General features: G+C 43.5%; 21 protein-coding genes. 9 read left to right on the forward strand and 12 right to left on the reverse strand.

The genetic code is table 11. The annotated features are described in order from the left end of the window. The first annotated feature begins 11 nt into the window (after positions 1-11). Positions 12-575, forward strand: a complete 564-nt coding sequence (locus AXW61_RS03930) for a tetratricopeptide repeat protein (RefSeq protein WP_062032602.1) — start codon at positions 12-14, stop codon at positions 573-575. A 240-nt stretch (positions 576-815) separates the two neighbouring features. Further along, entirely contained in the window at positions 816-1,769 is a 954-nt protein-coding gene (locus AXW61_RS03935; protein WP_062032546.1) for an alpha/beta hydrolase, read from the forward strand. Between the two features lie 217 nt (positions 1,770-1,986). Here the strand turns inward: AXW61_RS03935 and AXW61_RS03940 are convergent, their stop codons facing one another. Further along, complete coding sequence (locus tag AXW61_RS03940; protein WP_062032549.1) at positions 1,987-2,802, reverse strand: NAD-dependent epimerase/dehydratase family protein; 816 nt, start codon at positions 2,800-2,802, stop codon at positions 1,987-1,989. Positions 2,803-2,835: 33 nt separating this feature from the next. On the opposite strand from AXW61_RS03940, the gene recG reads away from it, so the two are divergent. Together recG and AXW61_RS03950 are read left to right on the forward strand one after the other, a co-directional pair. After that, positions 2,836-4,881 carry an ATP-dependent DNA helicase RecG gene (gene recG, locus AXW61_RS03945; protein WP_062032552.1) on the forward strand — a complete coding sequence of 682 codons (2,046 nt, stop codon included), beginning with the start codon at positions 2,836-2,838 and terminating at the stop codon, positions 4,879-4,881. Then, positions 4,868-5,515, forward strand: coding sequence for a ComF family protein (locus tag AXW61_RS03950; protein ID WP_062032555.1), 648 nt, complete (start codon positions 4,868-4,870; stop codon positions 5,513-5,515). The genes recG and AXW61_RS03950 overlap by 14 nt, the downstream gene beginning before the upstream one ends. On the opposite strand, the gene AXW61_RS03955 is transcribed toward AXW61_RS03950, so the two are convergent. Both AXW61_RS03955 and AXW61_RS03960 read right to left on the reverse strand, forming a co-directional pair. After that, positions 5,516-5,920: an NUDIX domain-containing protein gene (locus AXW61_RS03955; RefSeq protein ID WP_062032557.1), complete on the reverse strand. Its 405-nt coding sequence runs from the start codon at positions 5,918-5,920 to the stop codon at positions 5,516-5,518. It lies immediately after the preceding gene. Next, on the reverse strand, positions 5,917-6,516 hold the full coding sequence (locus AXW61_RS03960; protein ID WP_004977937.1) for a TIGR00730 family Rossman fold protein: 600 nt from the start codon (positions 6,514-6,516) through the stop codon (positions 5,917-5,919). The genes AXW61_RS03955 and AXW61_RS03960 overlap by 4 nt, the downstream gene beginning before the upstream one ends. Before the next feature lie 152 nt (positions 6,517-6,668). On the opposite strand from AXW61_RS03960, the gene AXW61_RS03965 reads away from it, so the two are divergent. Further along, the gene (locus AXW61_RS03965) at positions 6,669-7,682 is read left to right on the forward strand and encodes a CorA family divalent cation transporter (RefSeq protein WP_004691361.1); all 1,014 of its coding nucleotides are present in this window, start codon (positions 6,669-6,671) and stop codon (positions 7,680-7,682) included. An 81-nt stretch (positions 7,683-7,763) separates the two neighbouring features. On the opposite strand, the gene AXW61_RS03970 is transcribed toward AXW61_RS03965, so the two are convergent. The 8 genes from AXW61_RS03970 to dxs form a co-directional block, all read right to left on the reverse strand. Further along, positions 7,764-8,051, reverse strand: a complete 288-nt coding sequence (locus AXW61_RS03970) for an STAS domain-containing protein (protein WP_004691363.1) — start codon at positions 8,049-8,051, stop codon at positions 7,764-7,766. Positions 8,052-8,062: 11 nt separating this feature from the next. Continuing rightward, positions 8,063-8,698 (reverse strand): ABC transporter substrate-binding protein, encoded by a 636-nt coding sequence (locus AXW61_RS03975; RefSeq protein ID WP_004691364.1) that lies wholly within the window; start codon positions 8,696-8,698, stop codon positions 8,063-8,065. A 20-nt stretch (positions 8,699-8,718) separates the two neighbouring features. Further along, positions 8,719-9,393, reverse strand: a complete 675-nt coding sequence (locus AXW61_RS03980; RefSeq protein WP_004691366.1) for an outer membrane lipid asymmetry maintenance protein MlaD — start codon at positions 9,391-9,393, stop codon at positions 8,719-8,721. After that, positions 9,393-10,172 carry a lipid asymmetry maintenance ABC transporter permease subunit MlaE gene (gene mlaE / locus AXW61_RS03985; RefSeq protein ID WP_004691368.1) on the reverse strand — a complete coding sequence of 260 codons (780 nt, stop codon included), beginning with the start codon at positions 10,170-10,172 and terminating at the stop codon, positions 9,393-9,395. Before mlaE ends, AXW61_RS03980 begins: the two co-directional genes overlap by 1 nt. Beyond that, entirely contained in the window at positions 10,169-10,987 is an 819-nt protein-coding gene (locus tag AXW61_RS03990; RefSeq protein WP_062032560.1) for an ABC transporter ATP-binding protein, read from the reverse strand. Before AXW61_RS03990 ends, mlaE begins: the two co-directional genes overlap by 4 nt. Positions 10,988-11,389: 402 nt before the next feature. Beyond that, a complete protein-coding gene (locus AXW61_RS03995) occupies positions 11,390-13,312 on the reverse strand; it encodes a DEAD/DEAH box helicase (RefSeq protein ID WP_062032563.1) in 1,923 nt (640 codons plus the stop codon). 753 nt (positions 13,313-14,065) lie between these two features. Then, a complete protein-coding gene (locus tag AXW61_RS04000; RefSeq protein ID WP_004691373.1) occupies positions 14,066-14,896 on the reverse strand; it encodes an inositol monophosphatase family protein in 831 nt (276 codons plus the stop codon). Between the two features lie 116 nt (positions 14,897-15,012). After that, entirely contained in the window at positions 15,013-16,914 is a 1,902-nt protein-coding gene (dxs, locus tag AXW61_RS04005) for a 1-deoxy-D-xylulose-5-phosphate synthase (RefSeq protein ID WP_062032566.1), read from the reverse strand. 305 nt (positions 16,915-17,219) lie between these two features. On the opposite strand from dxs, the gene ribA reads away from it, so the two are divergent. Further along, entirely contained in the window at positions 17,220-17,822 is a 603-nt protein-coding gene (gene ribA, locus AXW61_RS04010; protein ID WP_058870370.1) for a GTP cyclohydrolase II, read from the forward strand. 60 nt (positions 17,823-17,882) lie between these two features. Here ribA and hemN read toward each other — a convergent pair whose 3' ends face one another. Next, a complete protein-coding gene (hemN, locus tag AXW61_RS04015; RefSeq protein WP_155858661.1) occupies positions 17,883-19,247 on the reverse strand; it encodes an oxygen-independent coproporphyrinogen III oxidase in 1,365 nt (454 codons plus the stop codon). A 266-nt stretch (positions 19,248-19,513) separates the two neighbouring features. Between hemN and hemF the strand changes: the two genes are divergently transcribed. From hemF to aroE, 3 genes are all read left to right on the forward strand, one after another. Continuing rightward, a complete protein-coding gene (hemF, locus tag AXW61_RS04020) occupies positions 19,514-20,455 on the forward strand; it encodes an oxygen-dependent coproporphyrinogen oxidase (protein ID WP_062032571.1) in 942 nt (313 codons plus the stop codon). Positions 20,456-20,740: 285 nt separating this feature from the next. Beyond that, entirely contained in the window at positions 20,741-20,947 is a 207-nt protein-coding gene (locus AXW61_RS04025; protein ID WP_062032573.1) for a hypothetical protein, read from the forward strand. A 91-nt stretch (positions 20,948-21,038) separates the two neighbouring features. Further along, positions 21,039-21,827: a shikimate dehydrogenase gene (gene aroE, locus AXW61_RS04030; protein WP_062032576.1), complete on the forward strand. Its 789-nt coding sequence runs from the start codon at positions 21,039-21,041 to the stop codon at positions 21,825-21,827. Positions 21,828-21,850: the final 23 nt, after the last annotated feature.

Here is a 21,850-nt window from a genome sequence, read left to right on the forward strand (position 1 = left end):
AAAGGCAGAAAATGAAAATTTTCAAAATTATATACATCGCTTTAGGACTAATACTTTCCATGGAAACTCTAGCTAATCCAACCTTTTCAAAGGACTTGTTAACAAAAGCTAAAAATGGAGATTCATCAGCACAATTAGAATTAGCTGATGTCTATATACATGGTTATGGGGTTGATGAGTATGAAGCCGAAGCTGAGCACTGGGCTGTTAAGTCAGCAGAAAATGGGAATGTTGATGCAATGTATTGGCTTGGTGATGGTTACGCGACATATGCTGATCTATTAGGTGACATGGATCCAACTGATACTGAAGAACATTATAAAAAAGCTTCTGTCTGGTTTTCAAAAGGGGCTTATCTTAATCATACGGCTTCTATGGTCGGTTTAGCTAAGTTATATCGCAATGGTGAAGGAATAACAAAGGATATAGACAAAACATTAGATTTATTAAATAAAGCTGCATCTCTTGGTAGTAAGGAAGCGATGAGAGAACTTAAATTTATGTATCAATACGGTGTAGGTGTAGAACAAAATCAAGATAAAGCAAAATTTTGGGAAGATAAGGCACAGATGTAACTATATAGAATAATTAATATAATAAACCTTAGAAGAATCCAAAAATGGGAGCCTTAAGCTCCCATTTTTACTATATTTTTTAAATTTCGTATAACAGCCATTATGTTAATTTTAGGTTTTCTACATAAAAAATTTAATCAGATATTTGAATAACGATTTACTTCTACTATTTAAACCAACCACGCATTAAGCTTCACAATTAAAGACTAACTGCAACATCTGTATCACAAAAGGCTTACCATGGTAAAAAAATCCCTTATCGCTATCACACTCGCAAGCATTTTATCTTTAGCCGCCTGTTCTGCGTTAGAAAATATGGGAAAAGTACCACAAAACTATACCCAAACTAACTTACAACGCATTTCCAATCAAGCAATCATTGAGAAAAAATACGCAGGATTAGGTCAATATACAGTCGCAAACCAGACTTTTTCGGCAGGTAAAAATAACAGATTTACCCAAAAAATCTGGTATCCACAAAGTTTATCCCAAAATCTGGAACAAAATAAAACCTATCCGCTTGTCATTATGGCAAACGGTTCTGGCTCAACCTTTGGCAATTATGAAGCGGTGTTTGCCCATTTAGCTAGTTGGGGCTTTGTTGTGATTGGCAATGACGATAAAAGTTCGTGGAGTGGTGCATCATCGGAAGAATCATTGAACTTTGCCATCACTTTAAACAATAGTCCAAACAGCCCACTGTATCACAAAATTGACACGCATAAGGCGGGTATTGCAGGGCATTCTCAAGGCGGTGTAGCTATTATTAATGCCGTTACTCGTTTCCCTAATAGCTACCGATATAAAGCTGTTTTTGGGGCAAGTACCACTAAGCATGATTTAGCCGAGGGTTTAAAATGGGATTACGATATCAGCAAAATCAAAGTTCCTTATTTTGCGGTGGCGGGCACAGGAATTTTTGATGCAGGTAAACCCGGAGAAACCAATGGCGGGATTACGCCACTTATTTCAATGAATACCAATTTTTCCAAAATTAGCCCCAATGTGCCACAAGTCATGGCTCGCCTAAAAAATTCTGACCACGGTGATATGATTTCAAAACCTGACGGCTATATGACAGCATGGTTTAGTTATTGGCTCAAAGGAGATACACAGGCGAAGAAGGCATTTTTTGGGAATAATGCAGAAATTATAACCAATCCAAGTTGGCAGGATGTGAAAGTGAAAAACTAAGGAATGTGATTAACGTTAAATTGCATTTTACTAGATTTACATTCATTTAACATAATAGAGCTTATACGAAATGATTGAAATTTTTCCATAAGCATCAATATCTTAGTCAAATCCGTTCTAGCGTTCAGCGCACTAGAACGGATTTTTCATGATTCTTCACGTTCCACAGCCATTTTTCAAACGATGCTTCACATTTTTTATGAGTGAAAGTAAAAAATTATTTTGCCTCACACACTGCTAACAACGCCAAGTAATCATCAAAACAATGTGGATGCTGTAATTCAAGATTCATCTGCTTCATCCGCGTAGCATGAATTTGCTTGCCTGATGGCACATCACTCTCCAAAACCAAAGCTGGAAATCCTAACTGCTGTTGAAACCATTGAATAATTTCATGTAAAGGCAATGGTTGGCTATTGCTGCAAATGTAAGACTTTTCAGTATGTTCCACGTGAAGCAAGTGCACTAAAAAAGCCGCCAGATCCTCAACATGAATTCGGTTTGACCAATGCAGTTTGGGATAAGCTTTTGTTGTTGCTGCAAGTTTAATCATACGTGCAACTGAAGTCCCATAAATTCCTGTTGGACGCACAATCACACATTCAGATGGATAAGCCTGTTGCCACAAAGTTTCCATGTTCAATAGCACCTGCCCTTGCGCATCGCTCGGTTGGGGACAAGTATCATCATCAACCCGCTCGCCTGCACTTTCACCATAGACACGTGTAGAAGAAACCACGATCACTTTTTTTAAAGGATGACTTTTTAAGGCATGTAGCATGGGTGCAATCGAGTCTACAAAAGTTCTCTGATACGACTCCACCATACTGCTCTCAGGCGAGAGTAAGACATATACGGCATCAATCGGCGCGACTTGAGACAAATCCAACTGATGAATATCTTGAGTCAAATGCTCAGCCCAATCATCTGATTTCGGACTTCGACTAATTGTGGTAATTTGGTGGCCTTGCTGAAATAACTGTTTAGCAACACGCTGAGATGTTTTACCATAACCTATAAATAAAATATGCATTTAGCACCAAATCACAGACAAAGTTGAGGGGACATGGCTGCAGTCCATCAGTTGCAGGGGGTCGGAGCTGCCTCTGCTGCACTACTTGAAAAGTTGAATCTCTTCACTACAGATGATCTGCTGTTTCATCTGCCACGAGACTATGAAGATCGTAGCACGATCATCCCCATGAACCAATTAACGGTTGGGCGTAGCTACCTACTCGAAGGAACGATTCAAGGCGTGGACTTTCCGCCGGGTAAACGTAAATCGATGGCGATTGGACTGCAAGATGACTTTGGCAAAGTGACTTTGCGCTTTTACCATATTTATAAAGGCTTAACGGACCGTGCAAAGATCGGTAATCGTCTACGCATTTTTGGTGAAGTCCGTGTGGGTGCGCGTGGCTTGGAAATGTATCATCCCGAAATTCAACTTATTACAGAACATACGCCGCTTCCACAAACCCAACTGACTGCGATTTACCCCAGTACAGAAGGTCTGACTCAGCCTAAATTTCGTGAATACATCAAACAGGCTTTAGCCAAGCACAGTGATGATTTACCTGAACTGCTACCTGCAAAATTTACCAATGGCTATGCACTTAAACAGGCGTTGGATTACATCCATCATCCTCCTGTAGATGCCAATATGCTGCAACTGAGCCAAGGCTCACACCCTGCCCAGCAACGTTTGATTTTTGAAGAGTTGGTTGCGCATCAGGTCAGTCTATTAAGCCGTCGCGCCTATATCCAACAAATTGAAGCGCCGCGTATTTCTGCCAGTCGTCAGTTTGCCAAACAACTGCTCAGCAGCCTACCTTTTGAAATGACCAATGCACAAAAGCGTGTCTCCAAAGAAATTGTACAAGACTTAAAACTCAATAAACCGATGTTACGTTTGGTTCAAGGCGATGTCGGTGCAGGCAAAACCTTGGTCGCTGGAGTCGCAGCCTGCCATGCTTTAGAAGAAGGTTGGCAAGTGGCGTTAATGGCACCGACTGAAATATTGGCGGAACAACACTATCTCAATTTTAAAAAATGGTTTGAGCCTTTGGGACTCAGTGTATCTTGGCTTTCAGGTAAACAAAAAGGCAAAGCCCGTGCTGCAGCCGAACAAGCCATTGTCGATGGCACAGCGCATCTGGTGGTGGGTACACACGCCCTGTTTCAAGACAATGTCCGCTTTGCCAAACTCGGGTTAGTGATTATCGATGAGCAGCACCGCTTCGGGGTCGATCAGCGCTTAGCCCTCCGCAATAAAGGCGCACAGAATATGACCCCACATCAATTGGTCATGACTGCAACCCCTATTCCACGGACTTTAGCCATGTCCGCCTATGGAGACTTGGACACGTCCGTGATCGATGAACTTCCACCCGGACGAACCCCGATTCAAACCGTGACCATTCCACTCGACCGCCGAGAAGAAGTCCTACAACGTATTGCCAGCAACTGTCTAGAAGGTAAACAAGCTTACTGGGTCTGCACCTTAGTTGAAGAGTCTGAAACCTTAGATGCTCAAGCTGCTGAAGCGACCTATTTAGAAATTAAAGACCGTTTCCCCGAACTCAACATTGGCCTTGTACATGGCAAAATGAAAGCCGACGAAAAACAAGCCGTGATGCAACAGTTTAAAGCCAATGAATTACAACTCTTGATTGCGACCACAGTGATTGAAGTGGGAGTCGATGTACCAAATGCCTCGATCATGGTGATTGAAAATGCGGAACGTTTAGGACTCTCTCAATTGCACCAATTACGTGGCCGTGTTGGTCGAGGCGCCAAGGCCAGTTTTTGCGCCCTGTTATATAAAAGCCCGCTGTCTCAAAATGGACAAGAACGCTTACGCATCATGCGTGAAACCAATGATGGCTTTTTAATTGCCGAAAAAGATTTGGAAATCCGCGGTCCCGGTGAATTGCTCGGTACCAAACAAACGGGTGATATGGGCTTTCGTGTAGCGAAACTGGAACGCGATGATCATTTGCTCAATCAAGCACATTTTGTCGCAGCGCAGATTTTAAAGGACTATCCTAAAAACGCTGAAGCCTTACTGAAACGCTGGCTACCTGAAGCACCACGCTATGCCTATGTTTAGTCATTTACTGCACACCGCCAAACAGTTGCTGCACAAAGCACAGCCTTGTCAGTTGTGTAGCATTGTACGCGCAGATCTGCATTCGGTCTGTCTGGACTGCTGGCAACAACTCCCACTGCATCCACAAACCATTGAAAAACAAGAACTGAGTATTCATGTCGCAGGACAGTATCAATATCCTTTAGATCACCTTATTCAGCAGTTCAAATATGAACAACAACTGCATTGGCAGCCTTTACTGTCAGGCATTCTTCAGCAAATTCGCTTACCTAAAGTACAAGCAATTGTTCCGATGCCGATTTCGACTCAGCGTTTAGCGGAACGTGGCTATAACCAATCAATGATCCTCGCCAAAGACTTAGCCAAGCAGTTAAATGTTCCCATTTGGCAACCTGTGATACGACTGCATCAACATTCGCAAAAAGGACTCAGTCGACTAGAACGCTTAGATCAAATTCAACAACAGTTTAAAATCGATCCTCAGCAGCGCCAGTACGCAAAACTCTACCGGCGTGTTTTGATTTTAGATGATGTCGTGACCACAGGCAGCTCGATTCAGGCACTGACTTTACAGCTTGAACAATTGGGTTGTCATAAAGTCAGCGCCGCGTGTATTGCCTATGCACTAAAATAATTAGACTACGTCAATCAGCAAATGTTCACGTACCCATGGCATGACCACTTCGGTGGTTAGCGGTGCAAGTGCAGTCTGCTGGTCATTCAAACTGACCCACTTCATTTCTGCAATTTCAGCCGCAATTTGTGGCGCTTGCTGAAGCTGAACATGGTAAACATAGCTCACCAATTTAAAATCAGGTTCATTGGCGGTGGCTGTTTCAAAACGACCGACAAACTGTTCAATCGTCGCATCACTTCCAATTTCCTCCCGAATCTCACGCAGCATGGTTTGCTCAGGCGCTTCATTGGGCTCAAGCTTGCCGCCCACTTGCATAAAACATGCGGTGTTCTGCTTGCGCACCAACAAAAGCTGCCGCTGTTCATTCACAATAATAGCCGCAGCGACCGTAATCACCTTCATGCTTTGACATCCAACAACTCAGGATCAACCATGCCCCACTTCGGTTCAGGTGCTTGGAACTGATCCATCTGCTTTAAAATGGCTTTCACCGAATCCGATACAATCAGGCTGTCGGTAAAGCGTGCATGGGTAAAGCCTTTGTCGGTGGTCATCTTTAGGAATTTAAGTAAATCATCATAAAAGCCATTTACATTTAAAAAGGCATTCGGCTTGAGATGAATACCGAGCTGTGCCCACGTCCATTGTTCAAATATTTCTTCTAAAGTCCCTGCGCCGCCAGGCATTGCAATAAATCCATCCGACAAGGCTGACATTTTCAGTTTACGCTCTTGCATGTCTTTAACGACATGTAACTCGGTCAGACCTTGATGTGCCAACTCACGATCCACCAGCACGTGTGGAATCACGCCAATCACTTGACCACCTGCCTCTAAAGCACTGTCAGCCACAATACCCATTAAGCCTGAACGACCACCACCATAGACCAAGGTTTTGCCTTGTTCTGCAATGGTGTGTCCAACCTGACGTGCTGTTTCGGAAAAGATTTGATCTGAACCTAATGCGGAACCACAAAAGATCGCAATTGAATTTGTCATTTTTTACTCTGATATTTAATTGTCATGCAACTTCACTAAAATGAATGGATATTTTTTAGCAATTTAACCATTCGATCAGTGTTTTTATTGCAATCCTTGTCTAAAATACACCCATCCACTTCAACCATTACTGCGCAAAGGAGAAAGACGGCATGCTTGAAGCCTTTTACGCCACAGAGCGCGGTAGCTTAGAAGACATCACCATTAATGGCGATTTCGATCTTCAGCCCGATTTGGTCTGGCTTGACCTCATTGCTCCCTCCCAAGAAGAACAACAGTGGATTTTAGATGCATATGAACAAAATTTACCTACGCTAAAATCACTCGAAGACATTTCATCTTCAGCTCGATTCTACCGTGATGACGACGGTATTTTGCATATCAGTACGTATTTTTTAACGAAAAATAAAAACTATCAAGTCGATGGTGAGCCTGAAGAAAGCAGCGGTGCCCTTGCCACGGTACAAACTGTCGCTTTCATTTTACATAAAGAACGTCTCTTTACCCTTCGCGGGGAAAAATTGGTGGCGTTCCGCGCCTTTCGTGCGCGTGCGCGCCGCAATGACTACGAAATTGACTATAAAGATCCAACGTGGATCTTACTCGGTTTACTCGAGGCGAAGCTGGACGAGCTTGCGGATATCTTAGAAGATATCCACAAGGACTTGGAAAAGTATTCCACAGAAGTACTGAATAACCGTCACCGCGAGATGATTCTCGACTTAGATGACATGATTACCCGTCTGGCCCACTTGGAAGATATGCTTGGAAAAGCACAGCTGTGTTTGATTGACTTACGTCGTGTACTGACCTTTTTATCACGCCCGCGTGCTTTAGGTAGTCATATTTATGATGCGGATATTCGAGAGCTCAGCGAAGACGTTCGCTCACTGGTTGAGCATGATGCCTTCTTGTTCCAAAAAGTACGATTCTTACTGGACACTACTTCAGGCTTCATTAACACCGAGCAGAATGACACGATTCGTCGCTTCTCTATCTTACCCAGTATGCTCGCTCCACCAATGCTGATTGCCAGTATTTACGGTATGAACACCGACGTGTTGCCTTTTGCCAAAGGCGGCACCAGTTTTATTGTGGTGAGCCTGATCTTAATGGCGTTCCTGATTGGTCCGCTCATTTACTTCCGCTGGAAGAAATGGATTTAAGTAAAGCTTAAAACACTTATTTTCCTCATAAATTTAAGAAACGCAACATATAAAAAAAGCACCTTAAGGTGCTTTTTTTATTTAAGGGATTAACTTTAAGTCATCCTGTAAATGACAGGCTTGAATCACTTTCATCATTTTTTCAGGTACAGCTTTAAAATGTAAACTATGTGCATCGGGTGTTTGACGCAACCAACGCACCAATACTGCCAGTGCTAGTGTACTACCATGCTCAAGCTGGGCCAGATTCACCACCACAGGATAAGACTGTGACTGAATCACCTTCAGACCTTGTTGATAGTAGCTTTCAGCATTGTCATATGTAATCTGACCTGAAAGCTGCATTTCCTGATTGCTAAAGTTAATCACCTTTCACCTACTTATTTTTTCTTTTCAACCGCTGCTTCTGCATCAGGTTGGAAGTTTGCAATCGCTTTATCTAGGTCGCCGCCATTACGTTTAACCGTTGCCGCGAACTGATTACGGAACTGTAAACCAAGGTCGATACCCGACACATTGATATTACGGATTTTCCATTGGTTACCTTTATCCGCCAACTGGAAAGACACTGGGATTTTTTCGCCTTTGTTATTAAAGTCGATCGTCACCACAGGGTTTTTGCTATTGGTTTCTTTATACGGACGAATGGTATATGTCTGATTGCTGAACTTCGCAAATGCAGTACCGTAGTTTTCAATCAGTGTTTCACGGAAATTGTTTTCAAACTTCGCTCGTTGTGCAGCAGTACTGTATTGATTGGTTGCATAAGTCCCCATCACAATACGTGAAAATGCTTGTGAATCCACATATGGGTCTAAGTTTTGACGAACAATCGTTTTCACCGCAGCTGGGTTGTTTTGGAGCTTGGCATGATCCGCTTTTAAACGCGCAATCAAGCCATCCGCCACTTTTTTAACAAAAGCAGGTGGTGCTTCACTTGGTGCTGCAAAAGCAGTACCCGCAAACATTGTAGTTAAAATGCTAGCTGTCAGTGTTTGTTTCAATAAAGTATTCACTACAATTGGTCCTCTTCAAATCATTCAACAAATGACACGTTGGCATCTGCTGTTTCAGCGGTTTCAGGTTGCTCAGTTGTTGCTGAAGCATCTTTCGATTTACCTGCACCACCCGTAATAAATTTAGTAATTAAGTCTTCTAGGTCCATTGTGCCTTGGGTATTGCCAATGCTTTCACCACGTTTCACATAGTTCAAACCGCCCCCTGGAACAATTTTCAAGTATTTCTCACCTAACAGACCATTGGTTGCCACCATAATATAAGCATCTTCATCAATGCTGGTGATGGACTTCATGTTCGCAATAAGTTGCTTTTCCATTTCTTTTTGTTGCGCAGCATCCGCAGCGGTATAGTCGCTACTGTAACGAAGCTCTTCAAGTGCATTCTTTTCAACTTCTTTGAGTTGTGCTGCATTAAAGGTCGTTAATTTACCATCTAAAGAAAAAGAAACCGTCGCTAAACGTGTCACAGGGTCTAAGCTAATTTGATCAACTTGACCAATTTTTACCCCACTCATCGTCACTTTCGCACGTGGTTTTAAACCATTTACATTATCGAAGGTTGCACTCATTTCATAGCGATCACTGAGATTTGATCCCACCAAGCCACTCACTCGCATCGCAATAAAAAACAAAGCGATACCGAACAAAATGACAAATATGCCGACTGCCAGCTCACTTGCACGTGATTTCATTAAACACCTCCAAACATGACCGCAGTCAACACAAAATCAAAACCTAAAACACAGAGCGATGAATACACCACAGTGCGTGTGGTTGATGTCGCAATACCTTCAGATGTCGGTTCACAGGCATAGCCTTGATACACCGCAATCCATGTACAAATTAAAGCAAAAACAAAACTTTTAATGATGGTGCCATTCAGGACATCTTTATAGAACTCTACGCTACTTTGAATGCCACTCCAGTAAGAACCTTCATCTGCACCCAAGAAGTCCACACCCACCATTTTACCGCCCATAATCCCCACCGCAGCGAAGATGACAGACAACATCGGTAAACTAAAAATACCTGCCCAAAGTCTCGGAGAAATCACACGTTTAAGTGGATCAACCCCGATCATTTCCATACTGGACAGCTGCTCTGTGGCTTTCATTAAGCCAATCTCAGCCGTTAATGCAGAACCCGCACGACCTGCAAACAGCAATGCCGCAACCACAGGTGCTAACTCACGGAGTAAGGTCAATGCAACCGCTGTACCCAGCATCGCTTCACTACCAAAGGTCACCAAGATGCTATACATCTGCAAGCCCAGTACCGCACCAATAAATAGCCCTGACACCACAATAATGAGCAGCGATAACACCCCAACACGGTACATTTGGTAAACAAATAACCGAACACCTAAAGCAGTGGGCATCGAAAATAAAATTTGTAATAACATCAGGCTGGCAACACCAATGCCGCGAACCCGTTCAATCACGCGTCGACCTAAGAGTGCTATCGCATTCATGCTTGCACCTCAGTATTTAGATATGCTTTATGGCTAAATTGATAATCGACAGGCCCTTCAACCGCACCTGTTAAAAATTGTTTAACAAACGGAGATGCTTTCGCCTGCAACTGTTCAGGCGTGCCTTCACCTTGCACCTTACCTTCAGCAACAACATAGATATAGTCTGCGATCGATAAGGTTTCAGCCACGTCATGCGAGACAATAATTGTTGTTAAATCAAGAGCTTCTCGCAATGATCGAATCAGACGTGTGAGTACACCCTTCACAATTGGATCTTGTCCTGCAAATGGCTCATCGTACATAATCAGCTCAGGATCTAGTGCAATTGCACGTGCCAAAGCCACACGACGGTTCATCCCGCCTGAGAGCTCAGAAGGCATCATCTGTTCTGCGCCACGTAAGCCGACGGATTCAAGTTTTAAAGATATAATTTCTGACAGTAAATGTTCTGGCAACTTGGTATGTGCTCTTATCGGAAAGGCCACATTTTCATACACCGACATATCGGTAAACAATGCGCCACTTTGAAAAAGCATGCCCATACGCGCACGCGCAGCGAATAACTCTTTGCGTGACATTTTCGCAATATTTTGCCCATCAAAAAGCACTTCACCTTGGTCCGGGGTCAATTGACCGCCAATTAAACGCAGTAAAGTGGTTTTACCTGTACCCGACGGTCCCATAATGCCCGTAATTTGACCCTGTCGAATTTTTAAATTGACCTGATCATAAATGACACGTTCCCCTCGCTTAAAACTCAGGTCTTTGACCTCAATGAGGGCTTGAGCAGTCAGAGGCGCTTGATTATTCATAGCTGTGCGTTTTCCTGCATTTTTTCAGCATGCATACTATAAAGGATTAAAAAACGATATGTTAGCGTATTCCGTGTCTAATTTTGTGCACGAATTGATTTCAGTTGGTTGTATTTATATTTATTTGAACGGCGAAAACAAGCTACATAAGATGAATTGCTTCATCCATAACGACTATAGACAAAGAAAAGAATGTTGCAAATCAGCAAAAAGAGTCCGAGATAATGTGCCATATTGACCTCTTTCACGTCAGAGAGTGTGGCGATTGATTCAACCTCATTATTGTGCATCATTATTATCAATACAATTAAAATATGACTCAGTATACATTTTAATTTATTTTTTTACAGCCGTAGACAAAAAAAAACCAGTGTTTCCACTGGTTTTTTTATTCATTCAGAATTAGTCGTTAAACTTACGACGTGGGCGGTCAAAACCACCTTCAGTACGTGGACGATCTGAATTAAATTCACGCTTCGGACGGTCTTCGCCACCAAAAGTACGCTTAGGACGGTCTTCACCACCGAAAGTGCGTTTTGGACGGTCATCACCAAAAGAACGTTGTGGACGGTCGCCAAAACCACCTTCACGACGTGGCGCTGGACGATCACCAAAATCACGTTTTGGACGGTCACCAAAAGAACCTTCACGACGTGGCTTGTAGTCTACACGGTTACCGCGATTGTCATCATTCGAGTCAAAACGTGGCTTATCGTTGAAACCGCCTTCGCGACGTGGACGATCAGAGTTGAATTCACGCTTTGGACGATCATCAAAAGAACGTTGCGGACGATCACCGAAACCGCCTTCACGACGTGGCGCTGGACGATCACCAAAATCACGTTTTGGACGGTCATCAAAAGAACGTTGTGGACGATCACCGAAACCGCCTTCACGACGTGGACGATCATTATTAAACTCACGACGTGGACGATCTTCACCACCAAATGATGGACGATCACCACGAGGTTTGTCATCGTAGCTACGACGTGGACGGTCATCACCACCTTCACGACGTTTAAAGTTAGACTCACCTTCGAAACGAGCACGACCGCCGCCATCGCGACCACCGAAACCACCGCGACCACGACCGCCGCCATCACGACCACGACCATCACGACCACGACCGCCGCCATCACGACTACCGCGTGCAGGAGGTGGAGATGGCTCAAGACCTTCAATTTCAGATACATTCAAACGCGCATCTAAGAAATCTTCTAAAGCACGGATTTTACCGCGCTCACGGTAAGTTGCTAAAGTGATTGCTTTACCAGTACGACCCGCACGACCTGTACGACCAATACGGTGTACATAGTCTTCGTTCTTCATTGGAAGACCGAAGTTGATTACGTGTGAAATGGTTGGTACGTCAAGACCACGTGCAGCAACGTCAGTCGCAACTAAAATTTTTGCACGACCTTCACGGATGCTACGTAAACGACGGTTACGCACAGTTTGTGGCATAGCACCATGAAGTGCTACAACTGATAAACCTGCTTCAGCAAGTTCTTCAGCCAACATATCGGTATCTTCTTGAGTAGAAGCAAATACAACAGCTTGATCTAAGTCTTCAGCACTTAACCAATGCGTTAGTAATTTTTTCTTGTGCTCAAAGCCATCAGTCCAGTGTAAAGTCTGAGTGATGTCAGTATTCGTAGAGTGACCAGTTTCGATTGCAATACGTTGTGGATCATTCATCATGCGTTCAGCAAGTGTAATGATACGACCAGCAAATGTTGCAGAGAACATTAAAGTCTGTTTACGGTTTGCAGCAAGATCGCTAATTGCTTCTAAGTCTTCAGAGAAACCTAGATCAAGCATACGGTCTGCTTCGTCAACAATAAGCGCATCAACTTGGTCTAATTTAATTTGACGACGGTTTACAAGGTCAAGTAAACGACCTGGAGTCGCAACAACAACTTGTGCACCTTTTAACTGTTGGATTTGCTTACCAAACGGCATACCACCCATGATCGCTGCAATACGTGCACCTTTCATGTGGCGGACAAACCCAATCGCGTCTTGGCTTACTTGCTGCGCCAACTCACGAGTTGGGCAAAGAACCAAGATATTCGGTTGTGTAATTGCTTTCATACGTTCTTTGAACGGAACGAAAGTCTCTTGGGCTGCAAGTGCGTTTAACGTTGGAAGTAAGAACGCAGCAGTTTTACCTGAACCTGTTTGGCTAGATACTAAAAGGTCTTTACCTTCTAAAGCTGCAGGAATCGATTGTTCCTGTACAGGCGTAGGAGAAGTAAAACCTAAGCTTTGTAAAGCTTGTTGTAACGATTCATGTAAAGGAAAATCAGCAAAAGTTTTGCTCATAGAGTATTTCACCCGAAAAATGGGTGCTCCATTAAATATATGGTCTGATGGACATCGGCAAAAAGCGGCACAGCAATAATCGCTGAAAATATAGAATCAGCGGCGATCCGAGAACGACGATGCGTATAACGCACATTTGATTACAGCCGCAACCTGAAGGAATCGCTTAAGCGATTGGGTGGGGCGCGAAATAATGTCCTCTCTTTGGACCGGACGCGCATACACAATGATAGAAGAGAATGTTCAGGTAATGAACGAAATTTAGTGCGTGGGCGGAGTATAGCAGGATATTTTTAAAAGTCACCTCTTTTCGTGAAATTGATACAATATTTTCCTCAAAGATTGAATAAATGCAGGTTTTCACTTTAATTTTTTTGACCATCTAGAAAAATATTGAATAGCATTCTACGTTCTACCCCTCAACTATGAGCCATATGACGCAATTAATTGTACTAGCTATTGCTCTAATGCTGCCGTGATTTGACATGGTATCTGACCTGTAATGAACATTACACACAGCAAGCTTAAATAGGTGTCTATACGCTGTCTAATTTCAACCTACTTTATTTCTGAGATAGAGTGATCTTCATTCAGAGGTGATCAGGATCTGGTGTAGGCTATGTTTTAAAATCGAATAGAAGTCAAAGCCATAAAATAAATCACTACTAAGCCTTTATTTTTTTCATGTCTCATCAAAGAAAAAGCCCTCTTATGAGGGCTTTTTCAATGTCTTAAAACACGATCTGCATGCTATTACTTAGCCGCTTCACCCCAAGCAGGTACAACTGCTTTCATCAGAGGTTTCAACATTTTCATAGAACATGCCAGTACTTGGCCATTTTCCATAGATTCGCTACCACCACGTGCATCAACCACTGTGCCGCCCGCTTCTTTCACGATCAACTCACCAGCTGCGATATCCCAAGGCTTTAAGCCGAGTTCAAAATACGCATCGAAACGACCTGCTGCAACATACGCCAAATCTAATGCTGCAGAACCTGTACGACGGTATTGAGCGCCAGCTTCAGTCACATTTAACAATGAATCAAAATGATTTTTTGCATAAGAAATCACTTCACCATTACGTTTTGCACGGTAAGCATGACCCACAGACATGAATGTATTTTCAAGGCTGTCTTTCACATTTACACGAATACGGCGTTGGTTCATCATGGCACCACGACCACGACTTGCAGAGAACAATTCATCTTTCACAGGGTCGTAAATTACGCCGTGTTGAGTAATGCCTTTATGTTGAACTGCAATAGAGATACAGAAGTGAGGAACACCGTTAATGAAGTTTAGCGTGCCATCAAGTGGGTCGATGATCCAACACCAATCTGCGTCGTGACCTTTACCTTCTTGAAAACCAAACTCTTCACCAAGGAAGCTGTGATTTTTATAGCTTTTACGTAGGGTATCGATAGCCAATTGTTCCAAATAACGGTCTACACGCGTTACAGGACCATCAATTCCTTTTTCTTCGACTTGTAGATCGAGCTTATGACGATTTTGATGCGCTTTTAAAAGCTCTTGACCGACTAATTGAGCCGCACGCGCAGCCATCACCACCATAGGTTCCATTGAACACCCACTACAATTTGAAGATATTGATAAAGAATAATGCATAAAAGCCCGCGCATCTTATCAAAGATCGGGGCTTTTAGGGAAAAAATGTTTCTAAAATTTAAAAACGGTGCTTAAACCATGTGTACAAGTTTTGACCACGCTTGGCGCACCGAGCTTTCAATGCCTTCTGCATCTAGTCCCGCCTGATGCAACATTTGCGCATGCGTGGCTTGATGCATGAAGGTATCAGCTAAACCGAGATTTAACATCGGTTTCACGATTTGAGCTTGTGCCAAATATTCATTGACTGCACTGCCCGCACCCGCCATTACCGCATGTTCTTCAACCGTAACAAATAAAGCCGTTGATGGTGCTAAAGTCGCTATCATCTTTTCATCAAGCGGTTTAACAAAGCGCATATTCACCACACGAACCGCTAAATCTTGTTCAGCTAATTTCTGTGCTGCCTCTACTGCGGCCTGAACACGACTACCAAAAGCGAGAATGCTAATAACGTCATCTTGGGCATCATTAAAGCTCGCTACAATTTCAGCCTGACCAATTTCCATCGGGGTCATCTGTTGTTGAATTTCAACACCCAAACCATTGCCACGCGGGTAACGCACTGCGGCAGGACCATTGTATAAATAAGCCGTATGCAACATTTGACGACATTCATTTTCGTCTTTAGGCGCCATAATCACCAAATTCGGTACGGTGCGCATAAAGGCATAGTCATAGGCCCCAGCATGAGTCGGCCCATCTTCACCCACTAAACCTGCACGGTCGATACCAAAGGTAACATCCAGATTTTGCAGGGCCACATCATGAATCAATTGATCATAGCCACGCTGCAAGAAGGTCGAGTAAATGGCCACCACAGGTTTTAAGCCTTCACATGCCATACCCGCCGCCAAAGTTACAGCATGCTGTTCTGCAATCGCGACATCAAAAAAGCGCTGTGGATACTGTTTGGCAAAACTCACCATCCCTGAGCCTTCGCACATGGCAGGGGTAATCGCCAGTAAACGCTCATCTTGTGCCGCTTCATCACATAACCATTGACCAAAGACATCTGAATATTTGGGCGCTGTTTGTGGCGCAGACTTGGCATTTATTTTTGTAATCGCGTGATATTTGATTTGGTCAGCTTCAGCAGGGGCGAAGCCTTTGCCTTTTTTGGTATAGACATGGATCAAACGTGGACCTTTACGTTTTTTCAATGCGGTAAAGACTTGTGTCAGTTGTTCGACATCGTGCCCATCGAAAGGCCCAAAGTAATCAAAACCAATCGCTTTAAATACGTTGTCAGCCGCATCTGTCGCTGCGCTATGTAAACGTGAGTTATAAGTCCATTCAGGATGTGGCTGTACATAAGCTTCGCCATCATCTGAAATATTAATGGACTGCCCACTTTCCCAAATCGAAGCCAGATGTTTTGCAAAACCACCAGTACTACATGAAATCGACATATCATTGTCATTCAACACCACCATCAAGTCCGCATCATGCGCAACTGCATCGTTCATGGCTTCAAAGGCCATACCCGCTGTCATCGCCCCATCACCAATGATCGCGACCACTTCACATGGATTGTTTTGATAACGACGCGCCAGCGCCATACCTAGGCCTGCTGAAATCGCAGTCGAAGAATGCCCGACTCCAAAGGTATCAAACACCGATTCATCACGCGCAGGAAAGGCAGCCAAACCATCTTTGGCACGAATCGTCGTGAGCTGTTCACGGCGGCCCGTTAATGCTTTATGCGGATAAGCTTGATGACCGACATCCCAAATTAAGCGGTCATTCGGCGTGTTGAAACAATAATGTAATGCCACGGTGAGTTCGACTACACCGAGGTTTGCACCAAAGTGTCCCCCACTTTGTCCTGCGGCATACAGAATAAATTGACGTAGCTCGTCTGCCACTTGTGCTAATTGACTTTGCTCAAGCAAGCGAAGTTGTTGAGGATGATCAATCGTATCCAACAACGGTGTTACAGGGCGATGAGCTGGTATTTCTGTATACAACATAATATGGCAAAGCCTTCTAAAGCCTGGCAAATCTAGCTAGGTCAAATGGGTAATTCGATCATATCGTCGAATGCTATCACCTTCAATCAGCCATATTTCTAGCGATGCAGTTTTGAGCAGTGCTCTCACTGGGTGTTCGTTTAGTGCAGGTGATTATCCTGAATAATCTTACTATTTATCAACTATTATCGTTCGCTTTATACAAAAAAGAAAATCTTCTGCATAAATTCATGGATGCAATTCTACCAATGTCGATGCATTACGCTATACTTTAGCCAATTTCTGAACTATTTACAGGTTTAGCTGTGCCTATTGAATTTGTTGCCACATCCCGTTTACCGACTGCTTTTGGTGAATTTAACATCACCGTATTTCAAGATCCTAAGACCGGTGAAGAACATGTTGCACTCTCAAAAGGTTTGGATCAGCCGATCACAGAACCCGTTTTAGTCCGTGTTCATTCTGAATGTCTCACGGGCGATGCCTTTGCGTCACTGAAGTGTGACTGTGGTCCACAATTGCAAGCCACACAAAAACTGATCAATGAAGCTGGGCAAGGCGTGATTCTGTATTTGCGTCAGGAAGGTCGTGGCATTGGGCTGACCAATAAAATTCGTGCTTATGCGCTACAAGATCAAGGGCATGACACAGTTGATGCCAACCTAATGCTCAATCTCCCTGCCGATGCACGTCGTTATGACATGGTCAGCATTATGTTGGATCATCTCAATATTCAACAAGTCCGTTTGATTACTAACAATCCATTGAAGATTGCAGCATTGCAAGAGCAAGGGATCAATGTGGTAGATCGTGTGCCTTTGACGGTCGGTTTAAATCCTTTCAATGAAGAATATTTAAAAACCAAGCATGAACGCATGGCACACTTGTACAAGAAAGATGATTTTTAAAATTTGAAAACATACTCTAAGCCTGCTTGAAAAAGGCCGGCTTAGAGCGCTTTAATGACATTAGATGGTCATTGAGAAAATACGACTCTCGGGTCGACGGCGTTTTAAATGTAAATCGAACGCCATACAAATATTGCGCACAAAGGCTTTACCCTGCTCAGTCACCCGTATACTGTGTGGTCTAATTTCCAATAAACCATCGTCCTGCATTTCTTCCAGTTGTCCCAAGACCTCAGCCAATTCCAGAAATTGCATATCTGAATCTGCCCACGACGTCTGAAAGCTACACATCAAATTTAAAATGTGGAGACGAATTAGCAAATCTTCAGCACTCAAAATATGCCCGCGATAGACGGGAAGTTCATTGTTTTCGAGTCGCACATAATAATCTTCGAGTTTTTTTTCATTTTGCGCAAAGCTATACCAGCTATCGCTGATGGATGAAATACCTAAACCTATCATCACTTGGGTTTTTGATGCGGTGTAGCCCATAAAATTGCGATGCAGAGTGCCTGCCTGAAATGATTGGTACATCGCATCACTTTCTAAAGCAAAATGATCCATACCAATTTCATGATACCCCTGCGCAAGCAGCTTCTTTTTCCCTTCTTCATAGCACTGCCGTTTTATTTCATCTTTCGGCACATCATGGTCTTTAAACCCACGTTGCCCGTTGCCTTTGATCCAAGGCACATGCGCATAACTATAAAAGGCCAGACGGTCTGGGCGTAAACGATTGGTTTGATCAATGGTGTTGAGCACATCATCCAAGTTTTGAAAAGGCAGACCAAAGACCAAATCATGTGAAATTGAGCTATAGCCTATTTCACGTGCCCACTGCGTCACCTGCGCAACATGTTCAAAAGGCTGTATCCGATGAATGGCTTTTTGTACGGTTTCATTATAATCCTGTACCCCATAACTAACACGGCGAAAACCCAAGTCATACAAGGCTTGCAAATGCTCCCGTGTGGTGTTGTTCGGATGCCCTTCAAAGCTAAACTCATACTGCTCGGCAATCTCTGCATGCGCAAGGATGCCTTCAATTAACTGAGTTAAATGTGCTGGAGCAAAGAAAGTGGGCGTTCCTCCACCCAAATGAATTTCTTTAATGCGCGGCTTTTCTTCAAGCCATTCACAATAAAGAGACCATTCCTTTAAAACCGCCTGAATATAGGGCTGCTCCATCTCATGCTTTTTGGTCACGCGTTTGTGGCAGCCACAAAAAGTACAGAGACTTTCGCAAAAAGGCAGATGAATATACAAACTTATGCCTTCAGTTGAATTCGATTCAGCAAACGATGTTTTCAGCGTCTGTTTCCATTGCTCTAAAGAAAACTGCGCCTCTTCCCAATACGGCACCGTTGGATAACTGGTATAACGTGGACCAGGAACATTGTATTTTTGAATCAATGAATCGCGCATATTTACCATCAGTTCTTCCGCATTCAGAAGATGCAGCCTATTCTGCATCGCCAAACTCGGGTCTGTACTTTGGTTATTCTGCTGAGCTTAGAATCAGAATTCAACCTAGCGAATTGGTCAGGTTATTTTCGAATGGCAGCATTTCATTTTTGAATTGCTTCACAACATCGAATGCTGCAGTAGGACTCTTCGGAAAATATTCTTAATCTTTTTGCTGTTTTATGTTTTGATGTAGGCAGTTTTCATCTTTTTCCATGAGGCTTTTCATGCAGCACCCAACGTCTGCGGATATCCAACGTGTTCGCGAATTTCTCCTCGACTTACAAGCTCGTATTTGTGCCGCACTTGAACAACAAGAACGTGCAGGTGGCGGGACTGCGCAGTTTGGAATAGATGATTGGGAGCGTCCTGAAGGCGGTGGGGGTCGCTCACGCGTACTGCAAAATGGTACGGTGATTGAAAAAGGTGGAGTGATGTTCTCACACATCAACATATCTAAACTCCCTGCTTCAGCGACTGAACGCCATCCGCAAATTGCAGGCGCCAAAGCACAGGCCATGGGTGTTTCTTTAGTGATCCATCCGAAAAATCCAAATGTCCCGACTTCACATGCAAATGTGCGCTTATTCGTGGCTGAAAAAGAAGGTCAAGATCCAATTTGGTGGTTTGGAGGGGGCTTCGATCTCACTCCATTTTATCCCAACGATGAAGATGTACTGTCATGGCATCAGACAGCGCATGACTTATGTGCGCCCTTTGGCGCTGAAGTCTATGCCGAACATAAACAATGGTGTGATGACTACTTCTATTTAAAACACCGTGACGAACAACGTGGTGTCGGTGGATTGTTCTTTGATGATCTCAATCAATGGGACTTTGAAACCTGTTTCCAATATATCCAAGCTGTGGGCAATGGCTACCTCAACGCCATTCTTCCAATCTTCCAACGTAACCAAGACAAGCCTTATAGCGAGGCACAGCGCGACTTTCAAATCTATCGTCGTGGTCGTTATGTTGAATATAACTTGGTTTATGACCGCGGCACGCTCTTTGGTTTACAAACAGGTGGCCGGATTGAATCGATTTTAGTGAGCTTGCCAAATTTGGCGGGTTGGTCATATCGAACTGAATGGGAGCTTGATTCCGCTGAGAAAAAACTCACCGATTATTACCTCAAACCACAAGATTGGCTCAAGCTGCTCAAATAGACACATAGACTTACAATTCTAAATCCCCCACGTATGCCCTTTTCACCAGATTAGGGCAGCTTATACATTAAATTTTATATATTTCCCGATCAATTCCCCGTAGAATGACCACTACACAAAGCGTCATTTCTTTGCATTTATTAAAACATTGTCACAGGTTTAAAACAGTAATTGGGTTCTTTTAAGTTCGCAAAAACCGTAAACTAAATTAAGTAATTTTCAATACATTCATTTTAATGACATCAATGTTTAATATCCTCCTTTGTGTTCTATGAGGCCCCAAACATGTTCGCAAAAAGAGTTAGCTCTACCACCATGGTTCTTTTCTGCTTTGCTATTGTGTTGCTAAGCTCGATCAGTACCACCATTTTTTCTGAAAGTGCATTCAATGACAATGCTTCCATCAGCATCGCTGTATTTGCAGGTATCGGCTTAACCCTGACCGCGGCAAAGCTATTGTTTGATACGATTCACAACATCTGTAATCCATAAGCCCTTCTGCTTCAGAAAAAATAGTCTAACGCTTTAGCCTGAGTCTAATTTGCCGTATATTGAACGGCATTTCTCACATGGACTTGGTGCGATGAGCAAACAATTCGCTGTCATTGGCAACCCGATTGAGCAGTCTCGCTCACCTGAACTTCACCATGCGTTTGCACAAAAAATGGGGCTCGACCTCAACTATAGTAAACGTCTTGCGCCATTCGATGGCTTCCTCGCCAACATTCAAGAATTCTTCGCCCACGGTGGCATAGGTCTAAACGTCACAGTTCCATTTAAAGAACAAGCCTTTGCCGCCTGCGCAGTCCTCACTGAACGCGCTAAAATTGCGAAAGCAGTCAATACGCTGTGGATGGTCGATGGTCAACTGCATGGAGACAACACCGACGGACAAGGCTTAGTCGATGCCATTCGTGCGTTGGACTGGAGTTTAGACCAGACTGATGTGTTAATCATCGGTGCAGGTGGTGCAACTCGCGGCGTCATTTACCCACTGGTACAAGCAGGGGTGAAAAAAATTGTGATTGCCAATCGTACCCTTGCCCGTGCAGAGCAACTGGTGAGTGACTTAAAAACAGCTGTACCGCAAGCTGAATTACAAGCCATCGGCTTAGATGCACTCGAAGGGCAATTTGATTTGGTGATTAACGCAACCTCTGCCAGCCTAAGTGGCGATGCCCTCATTCTGCCTGAAGATTTGCACTTTCAACATGCTTATGAAATGGCCTATGGCAAACCCTCAACTTTTTTAGATCAAGCCAAAGCTCGCGGCGTACCTACCTCAGAAGGCTACGGCATGCTGGTTGGTCAGGCAATTGAATCTTTTTCGATTTGGAATGGCATCAAACCCAACCTCAGAGACTTTTTATAAGCACAAATAAAAAAGAACCTCTG

The organism is Acinetobacter sp. BMW17 (assembly GCF_001592855.1).
GTDB classification, from domain to species: Bacteria; Pseudomonadota; Gammaproteobacteria; order Pseudomonadales; family Moraxellaceae; genus Acinetobacter; species Acinetobacter johnsonii.